Consider the following 14,762-nt stretch of genomic DNA (forward strand, 5'->3'; position numbering starts at 1 on the left):
AACATTACAACGAATGGCATCCGCATAGTGCACTGGGGTATCGTTCGCCACGGGAATATCTGCGGCGGCGAACCAGTAATGGGTTAAGTGATAAAAAGTGTATGGAAATATAGGGGCCAATCCAGATGCTTGCTAGCAGTCTCATCCGGACAATTAGCATGAAAACTATGGATTGTTATCTGGTCTAACATCTGGAAAAGTTACTGATGAGAAGGTAGTATTCGGATCGTCAGCGATCGTCTTGTGGTGGGACAGATTGTTGATTCAGATTACTTTTGTGTCCTAACTCAAACTGACGGTTTGACTGCTTTGTGGTGAGGCAGGCGGGTGGCAAAAGATGGTTTTACGGAAGAAATGCGGACTTCCGGAAACAGACAGGGACAGGACGTGTCCAGTAAAACGTTCAGGAGCAGGTAACGGGATTTCCCGGAGCCTGAATGCACAAACCCCCCGACATCTGTCATCATCTTGGCGGAAGACACAGATATCAGGGGGTCCAAAAGCAGGCGCGTGGCCTGTGAAGGATTATAACGCATGCACCACATAACACAACACCCGGCCGCCATAAGAACAGGCCGCCGTGAATGACAATCAGATTTCTGTTCACTGGTCAGATCTACCGAAAGATGAGCTAACCCGTTTCTGCCAGGATGTCGATGCCGGCACTCAGGGTAATTTCCTCATTGCACCGGTCAAAAAACTGACCCGCCGCAAACGCGGTGAGCATTCCACAAAAGCCAAATGTGAGAACCCGGCCTGGTATCGCCCGGAGCATTATAAAAAGCTCTCCGGACAGCTCGGTCATGCCTACAATCGCCTGGTGAAAAAAGACAAAGAAACTGGGCAGGTCAGCCTGCGCATGCATGTTTCTCGTCACCCTCTCTATGTCGCCGGCCGCCGTAAGGCGGGACGTAAATATGGCTTCCGTCCGGAACGTCAGCGCCTGCTCGATGCGCTCTGGCCAGTGCTCATCAGCTTCTGTGATGCCGGCAAGCATACCGTCGGCATGTGTATCTCCCGTCTTGCAAAAGAACTCAGTGCAAAGGACGCAAAAGGCAATGTCATTCCTGAAACGGAGGTGACGGTGTCACGCCTTTCACGGCTTATTGAGGAACAGGTACGGTTTGGCGTTCTGGGCCTCGCAGAAGAACGCGCCTGGGATCGTGAATCCCGCACCTGGTTGCCAACGTATGTCTATATAACCCCCGTGGGATTCCAGATGCTGGGCGTCGATATGGACAAGCTGTTTAAAGAGCAGGAGAAGAAGCTCCGTCAGAGCGCCGAGCGTGAGCAGCTGATCCGGGAAGGAGTGATGAGCGAACATGATGATGTTCAGGCCCACTCTGCGCGGAAATGCTGGTCTGGCCGTAAGCGTCGGGAGGCACTCGTTTACCGCCGCAAAAAAGGCGCGGAGCGTAAACGTGCCAACAATCTGATTAAGCTGCCGGCAGATGAACGACTCCATGCAATGTCTGAATGGATTTACCGCACCCTCCCGCCTGACGAAGCGTACTGGTGCACATCTGAGCGCCTGAAGGCTCTGGCCATCCAGCATCTTTACCAGCTGGATCTGGCGCTTTCTCCCCTGGACTAGTCACAGACGACACAACAGTCTTCTTGTTTACGGGCCCCTCACTGGGGCTTTTCGTGCTGGTTTTTTTCGGCCACTCTGCTCATTTTTCAACCTTCACTCCGTTCTCCTTCCGGTCACCATGACGTTCTGCTTGTCGTTATGGCCCCCAGTGGCCACTGTCTCTTTTTTTTACACAGAAATCCGCAAACGAATAAGTGAAGTAACCCGGAAACGAATAAAAGACATTCCGCAAAACAGTCTTACTTCACCGTTTTTATCTCTCTGTTCATTTCATTCCAGAGTAGATCTTTGTCTGCAGTCACTCTGTGGATAACGAAAAATGCCTTCGCATGCAGCGGCCTCACGGCCTCACGCTCAGAACAAAATCAAAAGTACCTCCCGTCGCAAGCGCCGGGCCCCTTTCTGGCCAGAACCCGGCACCGCATACATACCTAACCCCTGCTAAACCGACGCCGCCCCGGCCCAAAGGGCCGGAACCCCCTCGCTTTAAGAGGGATGTTGTAACTAGAAATCAGAGCCGCTGCAGTTTGAGTCGCGGTAAGCTCACTGTACACGCTCGTAAGCGCCTCACGGCGCTAACGCGGAGATACAGCCCGTCAGCGGCCTGTGGCCTCGACGTGCTCACTCCGACCGCGCACATCACAATCAGGCGTGGCGGTTAACGGATATGGCTTTGCAGGGTAAGGGATGGGACAGGCAGAACCTTTCAAACCGCAGCGGCTTAGGCCGGTCACGGCGCCCATCAACATTCTCGCCCTGTCTGGCCTCAGCTGGCGCCTCCATGCCGCGATGCGGCATCGGTGAGTTCTGCAGGACTGCATGCCCATTTTTTGTTGTCAAAAATCGTTTCGGGAATATGCTTTCAGAAACAGATAAGCGAGGCGATAAAATGGACACGTTGCTTTTACCCGGCCAGAATCCCCGTGCCTGGGCGGAAACCATGATCAACCTGGAGGCCCGGAAGCTGGTGAATACGGCCAACACGGTGGCGGCCATGCACCTTCAGGATGGTTTTATCCGGATTCAATTTGTGGATGAGATCAGAGCATTCATCATGACCCAGTTTGAAGCCGCGCGCCGGGCAAAAACGGATGATGACTGTATGGCCTGTCTGCGGGCCTTACGGGCTGAAAATGCCAGCCTGCTGGAGCAGTCCCGATCGCTCAAAACCGGCTATGCAAAACTCTATGCCGAGGTGAAGGTTGTCCGGGACGAGAACAAAATTGTGGGCTACATCATTTCTGCGGTCGACGTCGTGGTGGCCGGTGCGGCCATTTTTGGTGGGATCGTCATGATGTCTTCGATGACGCCGGTGGGCGTGGTGGCCGGCGCGGTGATTGTCGTAAATGGATTCAATACGATTTCACGGGAAGCCGCGCACAACTTCCTCGGAGATAAGCAGACGGAAGGTATTTTCGCTGACGGCTCGATGGAGATCGCTGAATTTCTGGGATTCAGCCGGCAGCAGGGTCTGGGAACCTATAAGACGGTCACACTTTTCAGTGAAGTCTACGGTGCGTATGGCCTGAGGCTGAAACCCGAAGCACAACGGCTGTGGTACTGGACCAGGCCCGATTTTTTCAGGAAAGTATCCAGCACGCCACGTCCCGCGATGGCGCTTAAAATTGCGGGATGGGGGGTTAAAGCCAAAGTGGCGCTTGATTTGCTGACTATTGAGCCTTCCGGGAAATAGTTTTCTGCAGGCGGAAAGCTTTCCAGCCCAGCGCAGGTGGAAAGGTCACCCAGGCAATGATAAGGACAACAAGGGAGCTCATGCCCCCGGAAAGAATGTGTGTCCGGCTGCCGGCGATGAGGGTGACCAGCATAACCAGAACCAGCGCGACCGTGATCCATGCCGACACCCGGAAGCGCCGTGAGAGCGCTTCGATGAGATGCTGCATGGTGCCTCCGCCTGCTGCAAGTCGGCCCTGTAAGTTATCCACTTCGCTCTTGCTGAAACCTGCCTCAAGCAGGTCTTTCTCACTGATAGCCATTACGTCCTCCCTAATCAGGCGAAAGTATACTGTATCAGAACAATAATCCCCAGGTGACCAGCGTAAGCATAGTAAAAGAAATTACGCGGCATGAAACGCTGGCGGCCTTCCGGACAGATTTCCCTGCAGAAAGAAACCACCACCAGGGGGAATACCAGAGTAGGCAGCGTGGCCAGTAATAATGTTTCTGCGGGCAGGTTCGGGATATGCGACAACCCGTTTAAACAAATCAGTGACAGCACGACGCCAGCGACCGCCATTCGCTTCCCTCCGGGCATGCCACTGCCTGATAAGGTTGCCATACTGATGGCCAGCGTAATTCCTGCCAGCCCGTAGCTTTCCGGCTCCAGTGGCCAAATCATTAGGGCCAGGATCAGATATCCCGCAAGCATTCCTTTCCGGCCGTGCCGGTACTGCAGGGCAAGCAGCTGCGTGACGCCGGCAAATACGAACAGAATGTTCAGGGCCCACCAGGGCTGGTGATGCAGGAAGGCCAGGCTGAACACCGGCTGCGTAATGATTGCCCAGATCCACAACCGATTGGCTCTCTTCTGAAGTCGTTCCGGGGTGCGCTGTACGTTCATCGCCCATATAAGCGTGAACAGGGGGAAGGCCATCCGGCCAAGCGCATACATCATCGGCCAGGCTGGCGACAGAAACACCGTATTGGTGTGGTCGATAATCATGGCCAGAAGTGCGAGGAGCTTGACCATATCGAGAGCAGCGGGACTGAGCTGGCACGCGTTCCGGATACTGGGAAGAACGTTGGGTACTGAATGATTCATGCTGTATATTCCCCTGGCGACACGCGGTTAACAGCCAGCCCTGAACATAATGCCAGAATGCCCTGCCAGTTTGCGATGTGACCCTGACCTTTAGTTTCTCCAGAATCTTGCGCACCGCAAATTCTGATTTATCACGCAGCACGCGCATTGCACCTGCCACATCTTTATTCTGAATACAGATATTTAAAATATGAAAATCGTTCATAACACTCCCTTCCTTACTACATATATCGGCAAATATATTGATATATTTAGTTTAAGGAGTGCAATTGCTTATTATTTTACCATATTTTGCATGGAAAGATTTTTATAATTATAAAACATGCTGCTGCAAAATAACTTAATATACATCTCAACCTAAAACCGATTATTCCTGGCTGATATCCGAAGATTGAGCAGGATGAAGCTTTGCATAATCTTCTCGAAGCGATTTTGCCGCGGGTTTCCAGGCTTTCGCCCACTCATCATCCATTCTTCCTACACCAACAATCTTCAGTGCGACAGCATAGGGGGTGCGCCCTTGCTGTTTTGAAAGCCACAGGATGTGATCATCAATTCTGTCATCAGGTATATCGTCGATAATGGAATGGATAACATCGAGATCCTCTGGCAGCCACGGCTTTCCAGTACGGGGAAACACCAGGTCCGGTTCGCGCGGTTTCTTTACCTTCTCGTTTTTAGCGATCTGTCTGGCTTCTTTCTCCGCAGAAATGAGCCGTAGTCGCTCCTTAAGCCCACCCAGTGTGGCAACCGTTTTAATTAAATTTTCTCGCTGTTCGCGAGTAATGCTTTGCTCATCGCAGATCAGGTCGTTCAGGGTATCGATGAGTGTATCTACCCGATTTTCTGTTAATTTCATTTCCAGTTCTCGCTTAAGGCTACAACTCAGCATTCTATTAGATATCTATTTGATTTCGCATCCCTGTTGATCTCATAAATGCAGTCCATAGTCTCGATCACTGAGCATGGAAGCCTGATGCTAAAATGATATACTGATGTAAGAACAAATCTTACATAATGAAACGGAGGGGTTATGGCCCGTACGATGACGGTGGACGTGGGTGATGAGCTGCGCGAATTTATCGATTCCCTGGTTAAGGCTGGTGATTACCGTACCCAGAGCGAGGTCATGCGAGATGCGCTGCGTCTTCTGCGAGAGAAGCAGGCTGAATCCCGCCTTCAGGAACTGCGCGATCTGCTGGCCGAAGGCATCAGCAGCGGCGAGGCGAAACCATGGAACAAGGATGCATTCCTGAATAATGTCAGGGCCAGGGTGGCAAATGAAAGAGATTGAGCTGACACCCAAAGCAGAAGAAGATCTGGAAGCAATCTGGGGCTACAGCTTCCGACAGTTCGGGATTGTTCAGGCGGATGCGTATATCAGCCGTATAGCAGCGGTTTTTAACGTGCTGGCCATGCATGACATCGGCACGCATCGCGCTGAGCTGGGAGACAATATCTGCTCGTTGCCGGTGGAACAGCACATGATCTATTTTGTGCCATCGCATTCGGTGGTTACGGTCATACGTATTCTCAGCCAGTCTCAGGATACGGCACGGCATGAACCCTGGATATAATCGGGCAAGAAACTTTAAATACATAAAAATCAATTACTTAGTTCGTGTAATCTATCTTATGTTAAATTTAGTCCGTCGTTCATTTAGTTCATAACAGGCCGCAGACTACGATTAATCATACACAGACATAATCTTTCATTTGGTTTAAAAAAACGCTCCCGATTGGGAGCGTAAGCCAGTGACTTCGGCGTTAAATGAGGGTCTGACAAGTGGAGCTGCGGGTTAATTCTGCGTGATCTGGCTGCGATGCTTTTCAGCCTGCTGCTGATGAATAACGGAAGATTGACCATTATTCGCCTTCTCATGCACAACAGCGGCTTTCTCATGCTCGTTCATTTCGGAAAATGATTTTGCTGTTTCGTTAGAAGCTTCTGGCTTGGATTTCATCATTTTGTTATGCATTTCAGCCATGTCCTGATGGGCAGCAGAATTGCCGTTTTGCATCATGTCATGGGACATTGCGGCCTGATCGTGACTGCTCATATCCATCATTGTCATGCTGTCTCCCTGAACTGCGCTTTTTTCAGCAGATGACTGCATCTGATGGGCAGGAGCCTGTGCATTATTTACCTGGTCATGCATGTTCATTGTCTCTGCAGCCATGGCGGATGAAGCGACAGCCATAATGGCAACAAATGATACGAGAATCTTTTTCATGGTTGGGTCTCCGGTGTTTTCATACCCGAACAATCAATGCTTATAACAGAGAAAGCATTTGATCTCAGGGCTGGTTGATCATCACGCCAGGAACCGGGCGATTGAATTATCACGCTGTCCTGATTTATGGCTGATTATAAAAAACCGCCTCTGTTTATCGCGTGACTGAACGATGACATTTTTGTCACCTTCCGGGTTTCTCCTGAATAACGGTATTAATCCATTAACAGACGCACACTGAACACAATTTCCCGCCCCTGCTGTTCTGCTGACAGCTCGCCGCCGTGAGCATGAATGATCGACCTTGTAATTGATAATCCCAGCCCCGCGCCTTCCGTGTTGTAGAACCTTGATGAGTCTGCGCGATAGAACCGGTCAAACAAACGTTCCAGATTAGCGGGAACCTGGCCGGACATCGTATTCGTAATCATCACGTTCACACAGTCACTGTCACGCTCAAGGTGTATCGCTGTACAGGTGTTATCGGGAGAATACTTGATTGCATTGGAAAGCAGGTTACTGAAAGCACGTCGGAGCATATCGCTGTCTCCGGCAACAACGCCCTCTCCTTCAACCGTGATTGTCTTTCCTGTTTCGTCTGCCAGGGGCTCGAACAACTCACGTAATTCATTCAGTTCGGCTGCCAGATCCACATCATGTTTATCCAGCCGCAGCAGACCATGCTCTGAACGTGCCAGAAAAAGCATGTCACTGGTCATTCGTGACAACCTTTTCAGTTCTTCCAGGTTAGCGAATAAAATTTCGCGGTAATGCGAAACATCCCTTTCCTTAGCCAGTGCAAACTGCGTCTGCATCATCAGATTACTGACTGGTGTGCGCAGCTCATGCGCGATGTCAGACGAGAAATCTGACAGTTTCCGGAATGCCCCCTCCAGGCGATCAAACATATTATTGAACTCCTGCATGGTCTCAGAGATTTCCGGCGGAGCCAGATCGGGATTTAGACGCTGATCCAGGCTGTGTACAGTCATGGAGGAAGCCAGACTGGTCATTTCCCGTAACGGTTTCAGACCAATACGTGTGGTCAGCCAGCCCAGAAAAACAGAAATAAAGACCAGACCGATATTGAACCAGAACAGCCAGGTACTGAGTTTGTCCATAAACAGGGTGTGATACCCAGTATCCGTGGCAACCGTAATGATGACATGTTTGCTTTTACCCTGTTCCGGCGTCACGGCAACCCGCCGCGAGATACTGCGGTACACGGTGTTATTTTCTTCCGTCTGGATCATATAGTCGAGAATATCACCCGACTTATTAAGCAGGACCGCTGGAACAACAGAATTTTTGGCATAGAGTTCAACAATTTTTTCATTTTCCATGTTTTTTATAGAAATGAATAAACCATTGTGCCCTACCATCGCATCGTTTATTTTTTCTGATAATGACTTAATATCCGTTTTGTTCCGGAACGTCTCTGTTTTAAGAAACTCTTCGGTGAGCTGAAGTTTACCTGTCAGAAAATCGCGGTCCTGATTATCGAAATAGCCATTAAGGGTGCTAATCAGGATAAAACTTGATAACCACCATACCGTAAGCATCACCGCAGAAAAAATCAGGCTCAGGCGTGTGGTCAGGGAAATTTTGAACCTCACTCTTCTCTGATCTCCAGGACATATCCGGCACCGCGAACGGTATGGATCAGTTTTGGCTCAAAGTCATCATCAATTTTACTTCTCAGACGTCTCACGGCGACATCAATCACATTCGTATCACTGTCAAAATTCATGTTCCAGACCAGGGACGAGATAAGACTCCTGGGTAACACTTCTCCGGTGCGTTGCAGCAGCAACTCAAGCAGAACGTATTCTTTACCGGTGAGATGGATCTTCTTCCCCGAACGGATCACGGTCCGGCGCACCATATCAACGGTCATATCGGCGATGGTGCAGACTGTTGCGGCCTGCGAGCGTGCCCGGCGCAGCAGGGTTCTTACACGTGCAACCAGCTCCGTAAAATCAAAGGGCTTAATCAGGTAGTCATCTGCGCCAAGCTCCAGTCCTTTCACTTTGTCCCGCACGTTGTCCTTTGCGGTTAAAAACAGGACCGGTTCTTCGTGCCCGGACTCCCTCAGTGCGCTGATGATTTGCCACCCGTCGAGGAAAGGCAGCATCACGTCCAGTATTATCAAATCATACTGTCCCTTCGACGCGGCCCCGAGACCATCGCGGCCATTATTAAAGAGATCGACCTGATAGCCTTCCTCAACCAGTCCCTGCTGCAGGTAACGACCTGTTTTTTGTTCGTCTTCAACGATTAAAATACGCTGCATGGTCAACTCGCTGATATGAAAGTAAAAATCTCACGCATGAGCTTTGGCTGTCCCCTAGCTGACCTGAGACGGAGCAAGCATTCCGAGCCACGCTACGGCGCCCAGAATGATAATCGCAACAACGAATTCTGTCAGGATGCTGTTTCGCATCAGGGCAACGCTGCGATCATAATTCCCTTCCCTGACCATAACTTCAAGCCGGGGACCCAGGTGAAACCGGTTTGCTGCAGCCAGAAGAAGCATCAGAACAAACAGAGCCGTCTTGGCAAGCAATATCCTCCCCCAGGAACTGTTGAATAAGGGAGTTAAGTTACCCTCAGCAATATACAGATAGTTGACCAGCGCACTCAGGATCAGGGCTACAACAATCACCGTTCCTGCCGTGGCAAATTTTGCCAGGGAGTCAGATATCACAATGACGCTCTGTGCATTATGCTCGTTTCTGCGCATCAGCAGGATAGCAAATGCAACCAGAGCACCTGTCCAGGCACCTGCAGCGCCGAGATGGGTCAGATCGCTCAGTAAATGGAGATAGTAATGCAGACCGTCATGCATAACGGCGTGTCCTCCCCAGGCAAGTGTAGCCAGCGCCACGCCCCCACTCATCGTCATCAGCAGGCAGGACAATACTCTCTTATTAGTGTAAAGGAACAAAGCACCGAGTGTGGTAAACAGGGCACAGAGCCTGACAATCCAGCTAATACCCACATCAGTTTCTTCTATCACCATCTCGATAACATGGATGGATAATTCTCTGAGGTCAGTTACTCCACTCATGGCATTAGATACCAGGAGCATATTAATGCCAGTAAGAATGATGCCTGTAACAACAGCAAAGGTTATAAACGACCTGAAATTAGTCAGGTTATAGGTTTCATGTCTGACACCGCTTATTCCATATATCTGAAAAAATGGCAATCCAAATATTACCATCAAATCCAGATAAAGAAGAAAACGAATAACAATCATAATCAGGTCGTTCATAATATTACTTCACTGTAAAGGTGTAATTACCGGTAATAGGGTGCGTATCTGAAGAAACCGCGCGCCAGTCAACACGATAAGTGCCAGCGGGTAAAGGCTCTCGCGGAATAATGACCATCGATTTAGGGTCAGCGCCTGGCGCCACTTTTGCCGCGACCGGCATCGGAGAATGTGATGACATGCCTTTCATACCCGTCATCGTTAATTTTGCACCTGAGAATTTCACGGTCAGATTTTCCGAGAAATTAAGCTGAATCTTTTCCGGGGCCGCTACGGCTGAATCAGCCTGTGGCACAGAGCTTTTTAATTCCGGATGGGCCATAGCAGAGAAAGCAACGCCCATAACGAGGCCACCTGTAAGAATGGCTTTATTTAAAATCGACATTTTATTTACCTGTTTAGTTGAGTGTTTTATATCAGTGCGTTAAAACCAGATTCTGGCTCCCGCCAGGAATACTACCTGATGGTCTTTCTCACCTTCTCTTTTCGCCATATCGGATGTTTTCCCGTAAAGTTGATTCCAGGAAACGCCTATATAGGGTGCAAACTCACGGCGTATTTCATAGCGCAGCCGGAGCCCCAGCTCTGTGTCAGTCAGTCCCCTGCCGCGACCCCGCGATTCATCATCCTGACTGTAGAAATTCACCTCATAGGATGGCTGGAGTATGAGCCGGTTAGTCAGTAAAACGTCGTATTCTCCTCCCAGACGAAGGGCTGCTTTTCCGCCATTACTGACAAAACCCGTAATTTCAGACTCAAAATTATAGAGTGCCAGCCCCTGAAAACCGACAGCAGCCCAGGTCCGGGCAGAAGCAGGTCTGAAATCCTGCCTGACACCCGCAACCAAATCCCACCATGGGCCAACCGCATGTCCCCAGAGTAACTGCGCTTCAGCCGCCTCCGTTTCCCCATTGCTTCGTTCACCTTCACTCTTTAGCCAAATCCGATCTGTGTCGCCTCCAATCCAGCTGTTAACACTCCAGCTGAAATTGTTGGTGTTATCCGACCGTTGCCATTCCAGTTGATCCAGCAGAACCAGATAATTAATCGCACTGTCGTGAATCGCATGCCCCTGTAAATTGCCGAATGCAGCCTTCCGGTCGGCATCGGTAACAGGCGGAATTGGCGTTCTGCTCTCAGTTACAATGGGCTCCATTGACGTCATCTCAGTGAAATTCTCATCTGCTGGCATCTGCATGGCAGACATGTCGTGCCCGGCGTGGGGATCTGCAGAGACGGAGCCCGCCGCAATAGAAAGCGGTGAGGTAAACAAACCGGCGACCAGAACAGGTATGGCCTTCAAATTTCTCTTCATTCGCATCATTCCTCCACCCGGACTTCACGAAACATTCCCATTTCCATGTGATAGAGCAAATGGCAGTGATACGCCCAGCGGCCAAGCGCATCTGCTGTCACTCTGTAACTGCGTTTTGTACCAGGGGGAACATCTATTGTGTGTTTACGAACCATGAAATTACCGTTTTCATCTTCCAGATCGCTCCACATACCATGCAGGTGAATGGGGTGAGTCATCATGGTATCGTTGATCAGCGTGATCCTGAGCCGCTCACCGTATTTCAGCAGCACCGGTGCGGCATCTGAAAACTTGATTCCGTTAAATGACCAGGCAAACTTTTCCATGTGGCCGGTTAAATGCAGTTCTATGGTACGGCCAGGTTCACGTCCGTCAGGATCCTCAAAGCGGCTTTTCAAATCCGCGTACGTGAGAACCTTTCTTCCGTTATTTCGAAGACCAATACCCGGATCATTTAATTTCGGAGAGACGCTCATCGCCTGCATATCAACCAGTGGGTTATCCGTTTCTGACGCAGGATGACTTTGCATACCCGGCATTCCGGCCATCCGGGAATGATCCATACCGGCCATGCTGCTGTGATCCATGGGCGCGGAGGATGTCCCGCTATCCGGAAGGTCAGCACCGTCCATAGACATCATCTCTCCGCTGTTATCCATGCCTCCCATCTGGCTGTGGTCCATTCCTGCCATATCATGTCCCATTCCCCCCATACCCATATCTTCCATGGTCAACAGAGGACGGGGATCGAGGGGGGGAACGGCAGCACTTAACCCCTCTCTCGTGGCCAGTGTCCCTCGAGCGTAACCGGTCCTGTCCATGGATTGTGCGAAGATGGTATAGGCCTCACCCTGAGGCTCCACAATGACATCATAGGTTTCGGCAACGGCAATCCTGAATTCGTCAACGGTAACCGGGTTTACATACTGGCCATCTGCAGCCACGACCGTCATTTTCAGCCCGGGGATACGGATATCGAAATAGGTCATTGCCGAGCCGTTGATAAACCGTAAGCGTATCTTTTCACCGGGACGGAACAGTCCGGTCCAGTTTTTCAGCGGGGCCTGCCCGTTCATGAGATAGGTGTAGGTGTAGCCACTGACATCCGCGAGGTCAGTCGGATTCATTTTCATTTCAGCCCACATTTTCCGATCGGCAATGGTGGCTGACAGCCCCCTGGTATTCACGTCGCGGAAAAAAGAGCCAACGGTTGGTTTATTGAAATTGTAGTAATCCGACTGTTTTTTTAATTTTTTCAGCAGGCTGTGAGGATTTTCATCGGTCCAGTCAGACAACATGACCACATGCTCACGATCGTAAGCAAACGGTTCTGGCTCCCTGGCATCGATGATAATGGCACCGTATACCCCCTCCTGTTCCTGCAGACCGGAATGGCTGTGGTACCAGTAAGTCCCGTTCTGCTTAACCTTAAAGGTGTAAACGTAGGTATCATCAGGCTCTATGCCCATAAAACTCAGCCCCGGAACACCATCCATATTGGCCGGAAGAATAATGCCGTGCCAGTGAATGGACGTCTGTTCATTAAGACGGTTTTTGACCTTCAGGGTAATGGTGTCACCTTCTTTCCAGCGAAGAACGGGCCCCGGCAGGCCTCCATTGATTGTTTTGGCCTGACGCTCACTGCCCGTGATATTGACGGCCGTTTCACCAATGGTCAGGTCAAACTGAGTACCCTGCAGGGATGCGGCAACTGGCAGGCTCAGACTGGAACGCGCATTGAAACTCCATACGCCAAGACTTCCGGCTACGCCAGAGAGGGTTAACCCCTTCAGGAAAGTTCGTCGAGACGTTTTCAACAGCATGCGCATTCCCTTATTTAAAGTATGGTTACTGACAGAATTCGAGAACCGATTTAAATTAAATTACTGGTTCATCCACTTACAATGAAATGAATCTAGCACACCTTAAGAAACAAATTCATTACAATCGTGTAATGTACATAGCTGTATTACATTTACGTCATCTTCCCCACAGGTTGATTATTTTTATATATGATCATAAGGACATCTTTTATGTACCTCAGAAGGTAATTACACATGAATATATTAATCACGACCACTGCGTTTACAGCTTTATTTTGTGGGGCAGCTTTTGCTCAGTCCAGTGATATTGCCCATGAAGCACATCGATTTGTTAATAATGCCTCAGCCGTCAGTCATGTGAATTCCTCGACGCATGAAAACTTACCGGACAGGGTTAATAAAAACAACACGCCCTCATTCTCTGAAATGAATGAACATGAAAGGGCCATTGTTGCTCATTCATTTATGAACAACAGCGCGTCCTATGCGCATCAGAAAATGATTGAGGAACATAAAAAAATGCTGTCCGGCAGTGATGCAAATTCAAAGACCTCGTCTTCTTCTTTTAACGAACTGAATGCCGGAGAAAAAGCCGCTCTCGTGCATGAGCAGGTCAATAATGCCGGTGCGGAAGCACATCAGACGCAGGCAAGAAAGCTTCGCGGGCTGTATTCGACCAGGTAACTGCAGGCGGGTTAGTGCTTAGCGTCAGGTGCGCAGCAGGGCTTTACTGACGGGTTACGTAGCAGGACATGAGCCCCATATTGCTCTGCCGTAACCTGTTTCAGTCCCGTTAATCATCACCGTCGGGCTGGTCATACAGTTCCCAGAGCTTCCGGAGCAAACGGGAAACAAGATATGTTACAAAAATGACGACCATCAACGGTGCTCCCGATTAACTGACAGATGACACGCCTCCTGAAAACCCCTAGCATACGCCGCAGTGTTCATGCTAACGGCGAATTCCAGTAAATGTATTCTACCGATGTCGTAAAAGAAAATGCCTACCTTTCAGCCACCCGCTCGGGGCTGGAATCGAACGAGATCGCTACTCTTCAGCGCTCCTTGCCTTCCCGGTTTAATCTGCGGCATTTGAAAAAAAATGAATCATTAAAACTCGTACTGCAAAAGAAAGCGGGAAAATCACGTGTCGTGGCCTATAAATTTACGTCCGGTTCATTTAATTACACGGCGTATCGTATATCAGATAAAAAGTTCTATAACCTTTCCGATACTTCCGGGAAAGGCAGTCTCGATTATCCGTTACCGGCCACAGCAAGACTCAGTTCGCCTTTCAATCCTGCAAGACTTAACCCGGTATCGGGAAAAGTGAGTCCCCATAATGGCATTGATTATTCCATGCCCATGAACACGAAAATAGTCAGCGTCATCGACGGAAAAATCACCCGGGCCGAATACAACAGTACCATGGGATATTTTGTTGAAGTAACGGGAAAAGCCGGTGTTAAAACTCGCTATCTCCACCTCAATAAAATACTCGTTACTAAAGGGGCCAGGGTTACCCGGGGAGACGCTATTGCGTTATCCGGTAACAGCGGACGTTCATCCGGTCCTCATCTGCATTACGAGCTGGTCATCAATAACAATCCTGTTAACTCACTGGCGTTCCGGACGGCGGCACCCGCTGATAACAAACTCGAACAGCATGCCTTTGCGCATGCCAGAGACTACGAACGATACCTGGACTGATAACGGGACCGCGACGCGGTCCCGTCTGCC

Annotated in this window: 16 protein-coding genes; 6 read left to right on the forward strand and 10 right to left on the reverse strand. The window is 49.9% G+C overall.

The window, feature by feature from the left end; translation table 11 throughout:
* Positions 1 to 580 precede the first annotated feature (580 nt).
* Positions 581 to 1,594, forward strand: coding sequence for a plasmid replication initiator RepA (repA, locus tag ACHH0Z_RS23565; RefSeq protein WP_045409001.1), 1,014 nt, complete (start codon positions 581 to 583; stop codon positions 1,592 to 1,594).
* Positions 1,595 to 2,483: 889 nt separating this feature from the next.
* Entirely contained in the window at positions 2,484 to 3,287 is an 804-nt protein-coding gene (locus tag ACHH0Z_RS23570) for a DUF4225 domain-containing protein (RefSeq protein ID WP_032670854.1), read from the forward strand.
* Here ACHH0Z_RS23570 and ACHH0Z_RS23575 read toward each other — a convergent pair.
* The 3 genes from ACHH0Z_RS23575 to ACHH0Z_RS23585 form a co-directional block, all read right to left on the reverse strand.
* Positions 3,265 to 3,588, reverse strand: a complete 324-nt coding sequence (locus ACHH0Z_RS23575; RefSeq protein WP_015572034.1) for a hypothetical protein — start codon at positions 3,586 to 3,588, stop codon at positions 3,265 to 3,267. The genes ACHH0Z_RS23570 and ACHH0Z_RS23575 overlap by 23 nt on opposite strands.
* Before the next feature lie 14 nt (positions 3,589 to 3,602).
* Entirely contained in the window at positions 3,603 to 4,373 is a 771-nt protein-coding gene (locus ACHH0Z_RS23580; protein WP_032670855.1) for a TraX family protein, read from the reverse strand.
* 367 nt (positions 4,374 to 4,740) lie between these two features.
* Positions 4,741 to 5,265, reverse strand: coding sequence for a hypothetical protein (locus ACHH0Z_RS23585; protein WP_015572036.1), 525 nt, complete (start codon positions 5,263 to 5,265; stop codon positions 4,741 to 4,743).
* Between the two features lie 141 nt (positions 5,266 to 5,406).
* Between ACHH0Z_RS23585 and ACHH0Z_RS23590 the strand changes: the two genes are divergently transcribed.
* Positions 5,407 to 5,667: a type II toxin-antitoxin system ParD family antitoxin gene (locus ACHH0Z_RS23590; protein WP_015572037.1), complete on the forward strand. Its 261-nt coding sequence runs from the start codon at positions 5,407 to 5,409 to the stop codon at positions 5,665 to 5,667.
* Complete coding sequence (locus ACHH0Z_RS23595; protein WP_015572038.1) at positions 5,654 to 5,950, forward strand: type II toxin-antitoxin system RelE/ParE family toxin; 297 nt, start codon at positions 5,654 to 5,656, stop codon at positions 5,948 to 5,950. The genes ACHH0Z_RS23590 and ACHH0Z_RS23595 overlap by 14 nt, the downstream gene beginning before the upstream one ends.
* 222 nt (positions 5,951 to 6,172) lie before the next feature.
* On the opposite strand, the gene pcoE is transcribed toward ACHH0Z_RS23595, so the two are convergent.
* The 7 genes from pcoE to pcoA form a co-directional block, all read right to left on the reverse strand.
* The gene (gene pcoE, locus ACHH0Z_RS23600; RefSeq protein ID WP_045409006.1) at positions 6,173 to 6,607 is read right to left on the reverse strand and encodes a copper resistance system metallochaperone PcoE; all 435 of its coding nucleotides are present in this window, start codon (positions 6,605 to 6,607) and stop codon (positions 6,173 to 6,175) included.
* A gap of 215 nt (positions 6,608 to 6,822) precedes the next feature.
* Complete coding sequence (pcoS, locus tag ACHH0Z_RS23605) at positions 6,823 to 8,223, reverse strand: copper resistance membrane spanning protein PcoS (protein WP_002436614.1); 1,401 nt, start codon at positions 8,221 to 8,223, stop codon at positions 6,823 to 6,825.
* Positions 8,220 to 8,900 (reverse strand): copper response regulator transcription factor PcoR, encoded by a 681-nt coding sequence (pcoR, locus tag ACHH0Z_RS23610; RefSeq protein WP_045409010.1) that lies wholly within the window; start codon positions 8,898 to 8,900, stop codon positions 8,220 to 8,222. The genes pcoS and pcoR overlap by 4 nt, the downstream gene beginning before the upstream one ends.
* 54 nt (positions 8,901 to 8,954) lie before the next feature.
* A complete protein-coding gene (gene pcoD, locus ACHH0Z_RS23615) occupies positions 8,955 to 9,833 on the reverse strand; it encodes a copper resistance inner membrane protein PcoD (protein ID WP_229692861.1) in 879 nt (292 codons plus the stop codon).
* 55 nt (positions 9,834 to 9,888) lie between these two features.
* Positions 9,889 to 10,269 (reverse strand): copper resistance system metallochaperone PcoC, encoded by a 381-nt coding sequence (gene pcoC / locus ACHH0Z_RS23620; RefSeq protein ID WP_000025662.1) that lies wholly within the window; start codon positions 10,267 to 10,269, stop codon positions 9,889 to 9,891.
* Between the two features lie 39 nt (positions 10,270 to 10,308).
* Positions 10,309 to 11,199 (reverse strand): copper resistance outer membrane transporter PcoB, encoded by an 891-nt coding sequence (pcoB, locus tag ACHH0Z_RS23625; protein WP_074133539.1) that lies wholly within the window; start codon positions 11,197 to 11,199, stop codon positions 10,309 to 10,311.
* A gap of 5 nt (positions 11,200 to 11,204) precedes the next feature.
* Positions 11,205 to 13,022, reverse strand: a complete 1,818-nt coding sequence (gene pcoA / locus ACHH0Z_RS23630) for a multicopper oxidase PcoA (protein ID WP_000925242.1) — start codon at positions 13,020 to 13,022, stop codon at positions 11,205 to 11,207.
* A 234-nt stretch (positions 13,023 to 13,256) separates the two neighbouring features.
* Here pcoA and ACHH0Z_RS23635 point away from each other — a divergent pair, with 234 nt between their 5' ends.
* Both ACHH0Z_RS23635 and ACHH0Z_RS23640 read left to right on the forward strand, forming a co-directional pair.
* The gene (locus ACHH0Z_RS23635; RefSeq protein WP_001023257.1) at positions 13,257 to 13,706 is read left to right on the forward strand and encodes a copper resistance protein; all 450 of its coding nucleotides are present in this window, start codon (positions 13,257 to 13,259) and stop codon (positions 13,704 to 13,706) included.
* Between the two features lie 288 nt (positions 13,707 to 13,994).
* On the forward strand, positions 13,995 to 14,732 hold the full coding sequence (locus tag ACHH0Z_RS23640; RefSeq protein WP_004388332.1) for a peptidoglycan DD-metalloendopeptidase family protein: 738 nt from the start codon (positions 13,995 to 13,997) through the stop codon (positions 14,730 to 14,732).
* Positions 14,733 to 14,762: the final 30 nt, after the last annotated feature.

It is taken from the genome of Enterobacter cloacae complex sp. 2024EL-00227 (genome assembly GCF_043945315.1).
Classification (GTDB): domain Bacteria; phylum Pseudomonadota; class Gammaproteobacteria; order Enterobacterales; family Enterobacteriaceae; genus Enterobacter; species Enterobacter roggenkampii.